Origin of the sequence: Microcoleus sp. B4-C2 (genome assembly GCF_036705265.1) — a bacterium.
Taxonomy (GTDB): domain Bacteria; phylum Cyanobacteriota; class Cyanobacteriia; order Cyanobacteriales; family Microcoleaceae; genus Microcoleus.
In genome coordinates this window covers 21,916-32,356 of sequence record NZ_JAUBUB010000075.1, presented here as the reverse complement: position 1 = coordinate 32,356, position 10,441 = coordinate 21,916, and the positions used below count along the sequence as shown (strand labels likewise).

Annotated in this window: 15 protein-coding genes; 11 read left to right on the top strand and 4 right to left on the bottom strand. The window is 44.1% G+C overall.

Annotated elements, in window-relative coordinates:
• Positions 1-108 precede the first annotated feature (108 nt).
• Genes QUB20_RS20335 through QUB20_RS20300 form a run of 8 tightly spaced genes read left to right on the top strand, consistent with a single transcriptional unit; the run spans position 109 to position 4,192 of the window.
• Positions 109-1,764, top strand: a complete 1,656-nt coding sequence (locus QUB20_RS20335; protein ID WP_333248826.1) for a radical SAM protein — start codon at positions 109-111, stop codon at positions 1,762-1,764.
• 22 nt (positions 1,765-1,786) lie between these two features.
• On the top strand, positions 1,787-2,095 hold the full coding sequence (locus tag QUB20_RS20330; RefSeq protein ID WP_333133871.1) for a type II toxin-antitoxin system HigB family toxin: 309 nt from the start codon (positions 1,787-1,789) through the stop codon (positions 2,093-2,095).
• The gene (locus QUB20_RS20325) at positions 2,070-2,483 is read left to right on the top strand and encodes a transcriptional regulator (RefSeq protein WP_333248823.1); all 414 of its coding nucleotides are present in this window, start codon (positions 2,070-2,072) and stop codon (positions 2,481-2,483) included. Before QUB20_RS20330 ends, QUB20_RS20325 begins: the two co-directional genes overlap by 26 nt.
• Positions 2,484-2,494: 11 nt before the next feature.
• Complete coding sequence (locus tag QUB20_RS20320; protein WP_333248821.1) at positions 2,495-2,794, top strand: transcriptional regulator; 300 nt, start codon at positions 2,495-2,497, stop codon at positions 2,792-2,794.
• A 57-nt stretch (positions 2,795-2,851) separates the two neighbouring features.
• Positions 2,852-3,181 (top strand): type II toxin-antitoxin system RelE/ParE family toxin, encoded by a 330-nt coding sequence (locus QUB20_RS20315; RefSeq protein WP_333248819.1) that lies wholly within the window; start codon positions 2,852-2,854, stop codon positions 3,179-3,181.
• Between the two features lie 4 nt (positions 3,182-3,185).
• A complete protein-coding gene (locus tag QUB20_RS20310) occupies positions 3,186-3,545 on the top strand; it encodes a transcriptional regulator (protein WP_333248816.1) in 360 nt (119 codons plus the stop codon).
• A gap of 13 nt (positions 3,546-3,558) precedes the next feature.
• Complete coding sequence (locus QUB20_RS20305) at positions 3,559-4,020, top strand: SRPBCC family protein (RefSeq protein ID WP_333248814.1); 462 nt, start codon at positions 3,559-3,561, stop codon at positions 4,018-4,020.
• Positions 4,004-4,192 (top strand): CPXCG motif-containing cysteine-rich protein, encoded by a 189-nt coding sequence (locus tag QUB20_RS20300; protein WP_006635525.1) that lies wholly within the window; start codon positions 4,004-4,006, stop codon positions 4,190-4,192. Before QUB20_RS20305 ends, QUB20_RS20300 begins: the two co-directional genes overlap by 17 nt.
• 4 nt (positions 4,193-4,196) lie before the next feature.
• Here QUB20_RS20300 and QUB20_RS20295 read toward each other — a convergent pair whose 3' ends face one another.
• The 3 genes from QUB20_RS20295 to QUB20_RS20285 all read right to left on the bottom strand — a co-directional run bounded on the left by QUB20_RS20295 (position 4,197) and on the right by QUB20_RS20285 (position 7,200).
• Positions 4,197-4,949, bottom strand: coding sequence for a gamma-glutamyl-gamma-aminobutyrate hydrolase family protein (locus QUB20_RS20295; RefSeq protein ID WP_333248811.1), 753 nt, complete (start codon positions 4,947-4,949; stop codon positions 4,197-4,199).
• 208 nt (positions 4,950-5,157) lie between these two features.
• Positions 5,158-5,820, bottom strand: a complete 663-nt coding sequence (locus QUB20_RS20290) for a DUF2834 domain-containing protein (RefSeq protein ID WP_333248808.1) — start codon at positions 5,818-5,820, stop codon at positions 5,158-5,160.
• 126 nt (positions 5,821-5,946) lie between these two features.
• The gene (locus tag QUB20_RS20285; protein ID WP_333248805.1) at positions 5,947-7,200 is read right to left on the bottom strand and encodes an FAD-dependent oxidoreductase; all 1,254 of its coding nucleotides are present in this window, start codon (positions 7,198-7,200) and stop codon (positions 5,947-5,949) included.
• 229 nt (positions 7,201-7,429) lie between these two features.
• Here QUB20_RS20285 and QUB20_RS20280 point away from each other — a divergent pair, with 229 nt between their 5' ends.
• Positions 7,430-8,821, top strand: coding sequence for a glycoside hydrolase family 10 protein (locus QUB20_RS20280; protein ID WP_333248802.1), 1,392 nt, complete (start codon positions 7,430-7,432; stop codon positions 8,819-8,821).
• Between the two features lie 124 nt (positions 8,822-8,945).
• On the opposite strand, the gene QUB20_RS20275 is transcribed toward QUB20_RS20280, so the two are convergent.
• Complete coding sequence (locus QUB20_RS20275; RefSeq protein WP_333291611.1) at positions 8,946-9,077, bottom strand: hypothetical protein; 132 nt, start codon at positions 9,075-9,077, stop codon at positions 8,946-8,948.
• 1 nt (position 9,078) lies between these two features.
• Here QUB20_RS20275 and QUB20_RS20270 point away from each other — a divergent pair, with 1 nt between their 5' ends.
• Positions 9,079-9,216: a hypothetical protein gene (locus tag QUB20_RS20270; RefSeq protein WP_333248800.1), complete on the top strand. Its 138-nt coding sequence runs from the start codon at positions 9,079-9,081 to the stop codon at positions 9,214-9,216.
• A gap of 79 nt (positions 9,217-9,295) precedes the next feature.
• Positions 9,296-10,276 carry an aldo/keto reductase gene (locus QUB20_RS20265; protein WP_333248798.1) on the top strand — a complete coding sequence of 327 codons (981 nt, stop codon included), beginning with the start codon at positions 9,296-9,298 and terminating at the stop codon, positions 10,274-10,276.
• Positions 10,277-10,441: the final 165 nt, after the last annotated feature.

Sequence of the window (10,441 nt, the reverse complement as noted above, 5' to 3'; positions counted from 1 at the left end):
TCAGGGCGGGCGAGACGCCCACCCCACAAGAATTAGATTGTTTTTTGACATTCTATTTAAATGCACAACAGCTTAATCTAAAATCTAAAATCTAAAATCTAAAATCGGATGAATCCTAATCCATTTGCCCAAGAACGCTTACTATTTGCCCCAGCAACCCCCGATGCTGATGCTATCCCGACTATTTTTGCTTTTCCCAACGAGTACACGGTGGGTATTACCAGTCTCGGCTATCAGATAGTGTGGGCCACTTTGGCTGTGCGATCGGATATTGAAGTCAGTCGTTTATTTACTGATATCAGCGAACAACTTCCCCGAAATCCAGAATTACTGGGATTTTCGCTTTCTTGGGAACTAGACTATGTAAATATTCTAAATTTATTGGAATCTCTAGAAATTCCGATTTGGGCGTCACGACGAACTGATAATCATCCGATCGTCTTCGGGGGTGGCCCGGTTTTTACTGCGAATCCAGAACCTTTTGCCGATTTTTTTGATGTGATTTTGCTGGGAGATGGCGAACATCTCATTGACAATTTTATTGATGCTTATAAAGAAGTCCGTAGCGCCGACAGACAAACTAAATTGCGGCATTTAGCCCAAGTTCCGGGAGTTTACGTCCCCAGTTTGTACGAAGTAACTTATCTGGATGCGGCTGAGGGGATTAAATCGATTCATCCTGTCGATTCGGGAATTCCCAGTATGGTTGAAAAACAGACGTACCGCGGCAATACTTTATCTGCTTCCACTGTGGTGACAGAAAAAGCTGCTTGGGAAAATATTTACATGGTGGAAGTGGTTCGTAGTTGTCCAGAAATGTGCCGTTTTTGTTTGGCAAGTTATCTGACTTTGCCGTTTAGAACTGCGAGTTTGGAGGATTCGTTAATTCCGGCGATCGATCGGGGTTTAGCTGTGACTAATCGTTTGGGTTTGTTGGGTGCTTCGGTGACTCAGCACCCGGAATTTGAAGCGTTGCTGGATCATTTGAATCATCCGAAATACGACGGCGTGCGGTTGAGTCTTTCTTCGGTAAGGACGAATACGGTGACAGTTAAGCTAGCAGAAATATTGACCAACAGAGACAGCAAATCTGTGACGATTGCCGTGGAAAGCGGGAGCGATCGCCTCCGCAAAATCGTTAACAAAAAACTCACAAATGACGAAATTATTCAAGCTGCTATCAATGCTAAGGCTGGCGGATTAAAGGGAATTAAACTTTACGGGATGGCGGGAATTCCCGGCGAAGAAATGGAGGATTTAGAGGAAACGGTGGCGATGATGCGGGCGATTAGAAAAGCTGTTCCCGGTTTGCGGTTGACTCTGGGATGCAGCACTTTTGTCCCGAAATCTCACACTCCTTTTCAGTGGTTTGGAGTGAATAAAGATGCGGAGAAGAGGCTGAAGTTTTTAGATAAAGAATTGCGGAAGTTGGGTTTAGAATTTAGACCTGAAAGCTATAACTGGTCTGTGATTCAGGGTTTGTTGTCAAAGGGCGATCGGCGGTTGTCTCGGCTGTTGGAATTAGTTCGGCATTACGGCGATACTTTGGGCAGTTATCGGCGGGCGTTTAAGGAGTTGCGGGGACAGTTGCCTGAGATGGATTTTTATGTTTTTCAAGAGTGGGAATTGGAGCAGGTTTTGCCTTGGAGTCATTTAAAAGGACCGCTACCGGAGGCGACTTTGAAGAAGCATTTAGCGGAGGCGATGAGTCATACAACACGACAGCCAAATCAAGAATGTGAGAATTCACTAAGTCGCGTTTAGTAAATTAGATTATAATAGTCTCATGCGTGTCATTAGCCGAAAACGACTAAAAGAATTTTGGGAAACACACCCCAATGCTGAAACAAGTCTGTTGCTATGGTATCAGCGTAGCTGTGATGCTGAATGGCAAAGTTTAGTAGATATTCGTAAAGTATTTCCTTCGGCTGACTTAGTAGGTAACTTTACGGTATTTAATATTGGTGGCAATAACTATCGGTTAATTGCTTTTATCGATTATGAATACCAGATAGTGTTTGTCCGCTGTGTTTTAACTCATGCAGAATATAATAAGGAGAACTGGAAAAATGACGACTGGTTTGAAAACTCCTAGTAGCTACTATATTGAGATAATCACAACTTTTCCACCGCGTCCCATTACTTGTGAAGCTGAGTTAATCGCTACACAAAATCGGATTGATTCTATTGTGAGTCGGAGAAATCTCACGCAGGACGATCGGGATTACTTAAACGTGTTGGGTAGTCTTGTTTATGATTACGAACAAAAACATGAGCCAATGCCAGTCTTGAAAGGTATCGCACTACTGAAAGCATTGATGGTTGAAGACAATATTCAAGAAAAAGATTTGGTTGATATTTTTGAATCCGAGTCTTGGGTATCTGAGGTGATGAATGGAAAGCGGGAACTGACGGCGAGTCAAATTCAAAAGTTAGCTAAGTTTTTTCATTTTTCGCCTGTGGCATTTCTTGAGTATAATTAGAAGTTAAGACAATGCCTAAAAGCCTACATTATCATCCATTTTGGATTGAATATCTCAGCAAAAAGCCGGAACTAGCAGCAGCCTATATAACGGCGACATTAGAAGAAGAAGCACCGGAACCTGAACTGCTGAAACGAGCCATGAGTCATGTAGCAGAAGCTCTAGGTAAACCCAAAATGTCTCCCGAACAATATGAATTGCACTTAAAAAAACTGGAGGAATTGCTGTCGCAGCAAGGAAGTGATGCGATTTACAATCTGAGGATTTGGCTAAAAGCTCTGGGATTGAAACTAACTGTCTGCAACTTCTGAGTGCGCCTTGGCAACCGGTTCAAGATAAGATGAGGAGCGACATACTATAATACAATTATGCCAGAAGTCCAACCAAGGGAAATTCAGCGTTATGTTGCCGTAGGCGGTCAAGTGCCGTTTGATAACTGGTTTGATTCGCTCCGAAATAGCAAAATTTCAACAATTATTAACAAAAGACTTAGCCGAGTTATTTTGGGGAATTTGGGAGATTGTCAATCAGTTGGAGAAGGAGTCTTTGAATTAAGGATAGACTATGGCCCTGGTTTCCGAATTTATTTTGGGCAAGTAGGAACAACAATTATACTTCTTCTGTGCGGGGGAGATAAAAGCACTCAAGACCGAGACATTCGCCAAGCAATAGAATACTGGACAGATTATAGGAGTTAAAAAAATGCCTAAAAGTTTACCGTATCACGACTTTTTGATGGCACGGCTAAAAAGCCCCAGCTATGCGGCAGTCTATCTCGAAACTCATTTTGAATTAGATGAAGGCGAAGAACCTGACGAAGCATTGCTGAAACGATCTCTCAGCGATGTAGCAGAAGCTCTCGGTCAACCAAAAATGACTCCTGAACAATATGAATTGCACTTAAAAAAACTGGAGGAATTGCTGTCGCAGCAAGGAAGTGATGCGATTTATAATCTGGGAACTTGGCTGAATGCTTTGGGATTGAAACTAACTGTTGCTGTTTGTACTGATACAGAGGATAATACTGCAAATGCTGAAACGCGATCGGAAATAACTGTTTAACTTAATCTAGAAAATGCCTAATTTTCGATATTCATCCCTAATTAATGCCACCGTTGAAACAGTCTGGAACTTTCACGAAAGGCCGGACATTCTGCAACTTTTGACTCCGCCTTGGCAACCGGTGAAAATCATTCGCCGCGAAGGGGGACTCGATGTTGGTGCTGTATCAGAATTTCGCCTGTTATTGGGGCCGATTCCTGTAAAATGGGTGGCGACTCACACTGAGTGCGAACAATATCGCTTGTTTGTTGATGAACAAACTGAGGGGCCAATGGCACGTTGGGTTCACCGACACGAGTTTACCTCGGAAAATGGCAAGACTAGATTGACAGATGCGATCGCATTTTCGATTCCGGGCGGCCCGATTGTCGATTTGTTGTTAGGTTGGTGGGTGGAAATGCGGTTAACAGATATGTTTCGCTACCGCCACGAAGTCACAAAAAGAGAGTGCGAGAAAAATGCAAACAACGGCTGAATATTACTGTGCTTTCTGCGGCGAACCGAGTACAACTTTTGTTGATATCAGCGGTGGTATGGAGCAATCATATATTGAAGATTGTCAGGTTTGCTGTCGCCCGAATGTTCTGTATGTCAGAATAGATGAAGATACCCTGGATATTGAAATAGATACTGACTATCAAGAATAAGTGACTACAAAAATGTAGGAATTGCTTGGGATTCTGACTTGGTAGAATTCATAAATCTTGAAGCGGCTGCTTCTACGAAAGCCTGAAAAATTCGAGAGTTTACCGAACAGTTTGGCGACATTTCTGGGTGCCATTGAATTGCTATCATCCAAGGGTGATAGCAGTGCTCCATTGCTTCTACCAAAGTGTCAGGTGCATCGGCTACTATTTGCCAATCGGATGTTACCTTTCGCACTGCTTGATGATGCCAGGAAACAACTGTTGTTGAAGTTTTTCCCATAATTTTTGCTAGCCGACTGTTGGGTTCAATTTCAATGGTATGCTCGATCGCACGTGGCGGAATTCCCGATCCGTGATTAACCTCATCTCCGTAAGCATCCGGTACGTGAATCACCAAACTGCCGCCGCTGGCTACGTTCAACATTTGCATTCCCCGGCAAATCCCCAACACAGGTATGTCAGCCTTCAAAGCTAGCTTTGCTAAGCTTAATTCAAAATTGTCGCGTTCTGCATTAACCGAGTAAACTGTGCGATCGACATAACCGCCATAAAGTTCTGGGTTAATATCTCCGCCCCCGGAAAAAATCAAACCATCTACTGCATCCAAAATACTAGCCGGATCTAATTGATGGGGCGGCAGTAAAATCGGAATGCCACCAGCCGCCTGAACTGCATCAATATAAGTTCCATTTAAGCGATACTCGCCTGCTGGACAGCGGTTGTATGTTGTGATGCCAACAATAGGAAATTTTTTCATTTGCTAGAGACTGGGAGATAATTATTTACATTCATACTCAGATTTGGCACTATTTGTAATCAGTGTTTCATGGGCGGGCTATAAGCCCAACCCCTACTCCCCACAATAAAACTTACTTACTTATTGTGAAACCGGCATCTTGCCTGTTTCTTGTCTGATTACTTGTGATGGATTTCTAGATTAAACTGAAAATTACCAGCACTGCTGTCTAATTTGTAACAGTTTTAGTATTAGTTTCCGGCAGCGGTTTGCGCGTACACAGATAAGCCAACGGCCCGAACAGCGGTACTAATGTTACTGCCCAAAATGCTGTAGAGTTTTGCATTCCTCGGCGCGCCATATCGTCTCCTAATAAGGCAGGAAATAGTAGGCAAAGCATACAAAAATCTAAACTCATTACATGGATAAAACGGCTGGTTTGCCACTGCCCAATAAAATCAGACCAATCGCCGTTTGTCAAGCCAAAGGCAACTAAACCAACAGCAGCTAATGTTAAGAAAAATCCAGTAAAACGGGAGTCTAATATCTTTAAAAAGATATTTTTTTGACCGGGAAATTCTGGATTAGGTTCGCGCAGGGCTAAATAAGGCAGCAAGGCAACGGCGCCGACGCCAAAGGATAAAGTGGCAAATAACCATGCAGGTATTTTCTGGCCCCTGCCGTCAGCAAATAAGACGCAACTGTAGATGAGCGGCCAGACTCCCATGAGGTTGAATAACGCTACAATTAAAGGGTTGATGTCTGCTATTTTGCCTGTGGAAATATTGGTAATTAGTGTGATGGTTTTTTCTGGGCTGTCGGGTGGTGCAAATACAAAGGCGTAGGTGATAAATGCAATCCAAAGCAGCCAAAATCCAATTTTTATGAACATAGTTAGTTTTTCTGACTTCTGATATTACTATAGCAAGCTTAAAGGGTTTTTGAATAATACTTTTTTTCTTTACCGCAGAGGACGCAGAGAACGCAGAGGAACAGAGGAGAATATTTGAATGTCTTGCTATTTGGCATTGCGGGTTTTGGGTAGATTGCTAAATTTTTGCATAAATTGGCGATCGATCCAATCTTTCCAATACCACAGCAGCGCCGATTCCCACATGAAAGATCCGCGAGAGGCGATCGCCCTTTTATTCCCAGTACCAATTAACCCTAGGTACTGTTCCTGGGGTGCAAAGGGTTTCAGCGGTTTTTCTAATAAAAACTGCTGCAAATTTTCAAACAGCGGTTTGCCCTGACGCACGGCAAACACGCCTGCTTTGGGGCGCGGATAATTAACCATCGCAGCGATATCGCCAGCCCCAAATACGTTGGGGTGAGAGACTGATTGCAGGCAATCGTTGACTTGCATAAAGCCGTTTGAGTCTGCTGCTAAACCGGATTCTCTTATCCAATTGGCTGCCGATGCTTGTGTCACCCAAAAAATGCGATCGCACTCTAATTCTAAACCTGATTCACAGGAAATTTGGTAATTGGTAGGGAAGTGAAGAGTGGTTTCCCTCTCGATTTTTTTTACAGCACAAACTTTTTCCTTTAAATGCAATTGAATGCCGCGACTTATGAGAATTTCTTGAAGGCGGCGACGCACTCGATGGTTATGTGCAGGCATTAATTCAGCACCGCTGTGCAACAAATGTATTTCTAGTTCTTCTTCTTTTTTCCCCCTTGCCTCTTCCCTGAATCCCCATCCGTTAAATCCGTTAAATCCGTTACACAATCTGTTGCCGAACCCTTCTTCCTTCCCCAATCGAGATTGCATATTTAATGCTAATTCTACGCCGCCTGCACCGCCGCCGACAATGGCTATCCGCAGCGGTTTTTCGGGATGGTTTTGCCTTTCGGAAATTAACTGATTCCAGCTAGATAAAAACTCCGGTACGGGTTTAGCTGCAATTGCATATTCTGCCGCACCCGGTACAGATAAAGTCGCAGGAGTGCTGCCGATATCCACAGAAAGCACATCAAAATTAATCGGAGGACAAGTTTGACAAATAACTAAATTTTTGTTAAGGTCGATCGCGATCGCCCGATCGACCAATATTTGACACCCGGCAAATTCCGCGAGCGATCGCAAATCAATGTGACATTCATCATAATCGTAAAACCCGGCAACGTGTCCCGGCAGCATCCCGGAATAAGGCGCGTGCAGCACGTCGCTAATCAGAGTCAAACGCACACCGGGCAGCGGGTTGATACCGAACATTTTTAATACGATAGCATGACTGTGACCCCCGCCAATTAACACTAAATGTTTCACAATTACAGATGTTCGATCGAGATGTTCCAGTACCAATATTGTACAGCACTCGCACTCCTGGGGCCGCACTGTCCGGTAAGGAAAGCTGGCAGTGCGTAATGAATGATTTCCCAGCCTTTTGACAGAATGCTCTCACCTACTCTCTGTATCGCAAATTATACTTGGCTCAGTTGCGATCGCAGCACATCAATTCACCCATTTCAGTTAACCGATTCCACATTCAGCGCAAATGGCTGTAGACTGTAGAGCGAGCAAATTTTATCACCAAATTATGCCAGGGTGTGTTTCAATAGCTAACTCACCATTCAAAACTATGACATTACGCATCATTCCGCGCCGTTGGCAGCGATCGATTAAAACTCTTTTCCCGCTTCTGTTTGCCCTCTCATTCATTATAGTATTGCTGGCGAACAACTTCATTCCGGCGATCGCCCAGGAACCCCGCCAGGAAATTCGCGGCGTTTGGATGACGACAAACGACAAAGACATCCTCAGAGATCGTCGCAAACTAGGAGATGCTGTCAGCAAACTAAAACGGTTAAATTTCAACACAATCTATCCCGTAGTCTGGAATTCAGGCTATGCAATGTATCCCAGCAATGTAGCGCAGCAAAAAGACATTCAACCCTTTGTTTACAGAGGGTTAGACGGACAAGATATGATCGCCGATTTAATCGCTCAATCTCACCGCCAAGGCCTGCTAGTAATTCCTTGGTTTGAGTTTGGTTTCATGGCTCCTCCCACCTCAGAATTAGCCTTAAATCATCCCGATTGGCTGACACAAAAACAGGACGGCAGCCAAACATCAATCGGTGCTGGTGGCGAAGTAGTTTGGCTCAATCCCTTTCATCCAGAAGTTCAGCAATTCATTACCAAACTCGTACTAGAAATTACCACTCAATATAACGCCGACGGCATTCAATTTGACGATCACATGAGTTTGCCGTCTGAATTTGGATACGATGACTACACAGTTGCTTTGTATACCAAAGAAACCAAAAAAGCTCCGCCCAAAGATTTTCAAAACCCAGCATGGGTGCAATGGCGAGCAAATAAAATTACCGCTTTTATGTCGCAGCTAAATCAAGCCGTCAAAGCAGTCAAACCCAATGCAATTTTCTCAATTTCTCCCAATTACTACGAGTTTGCTTACAAACATCACCTGCAAGATTGGCTGGCTTGGGTGCGTTTGGATATTGCCGACGAGCTAATCGTGCAAGTCTACCGTTCCAATCTAGAATCATTTGTAGACAAGCTTAACCGTCCAGAAATGCAAGAAGCACAGCAAAAAATTCCCACCGGAATTGGGATTATGACTGGTTTGAGAAATAACCCCGTACCGATTCAGCAAATTAAATCTCAGGTGCAAGCAGTCCAAGAATACGGCTTAGGCGCCGCTTTCTTCTACTACGAAAGCTTGTGGGAATATGCACCAGAACCTCTAGCAGTTCGACTTTCTCAATTTAGTGCTTTCTTCCCGTCTTCTGCATTCCGAACAGCGCTACAAATGCCCAGACGCGCGGCGACTTTCCCTCCGCCTGCGCCACCAAAACCCGACCCCAAAGCTAAGCCAGAGGAACCTACCAAAAACAGCCCACCTTCGCCATCACCAACCACGTAAAAGAATTAAAGAGTCATCAGTCATTAGTAACTTTGTAGGGTGTGCAAGTAGTCCGACAGTCCGACAGGGGTTTAAACCCCTGTCTCATAGCTGAAGTCGTCTAAAGACGACTGTAGCAATTCTATCAAAGCTGTTTTTGTATAGAGTTAGCGCCGAATATATGTGTAACTCTAATTTTCAAAATTGAGATTACTATTTGAGTCGGTTTTAACTGAGATGTTGCACCATTCTCAATAAGCTTTTTAGGAACAGGCAAGATGCCTGTTCCACAAGAAAATTCACTCTTTGTGGAACAGGCATCTTGCCTGTTCTTGACAATGGTGCAAGATGTGAGTTTTAACCGACTTATGCTATTAGACAGGGACTTGAGTCCCTGGCGGCCTGTGGCAGAATGAAACAGCTCTACTGGGGGCTAGGGGATACCGAATTATGTTCCTATAAAATATCCGTATTACCAACAACTACCATCAAAAAATGCCAACTAACCAAAAAATTTTACTTCCAAAAATGGGCTGCGGCACTTGGGCATGGGGCAACAGATTACTCTGGGGCTACAATGAAAGTATGGACGAGGAATTGCAAGCCGTTTTCAATCTTTGTGTTAGTAACGGTGTCACTTTATTCGATACCGGGGACTCTTACGGAACGGGGAAATTAAACGGACGTAGCGAACAGCTTTTGGGGCTGTTTTCTAAACAATATCAAGGTGCAAATAAAGAGAGTATTTGTATTGCGACAAAACTGGCTGCTTATCCTTGGAGACTGACGCGACAATCAATGATATCGGCTGGCAAAGCCTCTGCGGCGCGCCTCGGAAAAAATGTAGATTTGGTGCAAATGCACTGGTCTACAGCTAATTACGCTCCTTGGCAAGAGGGGGCTCTTTTAGACGGTTTGGCTGACCTTTACGAGCAAGGATTGGTCAAGGGAGTGGGCTTGTCTAATTACGGGCCGAAACGGCTGAAATGGGTGCATCAAAGATTTAGCGATCGCCAAATTCCTATTGTTACTTTACAAGTGCAATATTCGCTACTTTCTACCTATCCGGTGACAGAATTAGGGTTGAAAGATGTTTGCGATGAATTGGGGATAAAATTGATTGCTTACAGTCCTCTAGCCTTGGGGTTGCTGACGGGTAAATATTCCGAAAATGGATCTCTTCCTAAAGGCATCCGAGGTTTGGCGTGCAAGCAGCTACTTCCGGGAATGCGATCGCTTTTGGAATGTTTGCGAGAAATAGCGACATTCAGAAACAAGACTGTTTCGCAGGTAGCAATCAACTGGTGCATCTGCAAAGAAACTATTCCAATTCCGGGGGCGAAATCTGCGGCACAGGCGAGGGATAATATTGGTGCTTTGGGGTGGGAGTTAGACTCCGGGGAGATTGCCGAATTGGATAAGGCGGCGGCGAGTGTAGATAAAAAAATGGTGCAGAATATCTTTCAAACTCGGTAATATCTGAGATGTTGTACCATTCTCAGGAACAGGCAAGATGCCTGTTCCACAAGACATGAATTTGCTTGTTCCACAAAAACTAAATTTTCTTGTGGGGAGTAGGGGTTGGGCTTCTAGCCCGCCCGTACCATTCTCAGGAACAGGCAAGATGCCTGTTCCACAAGA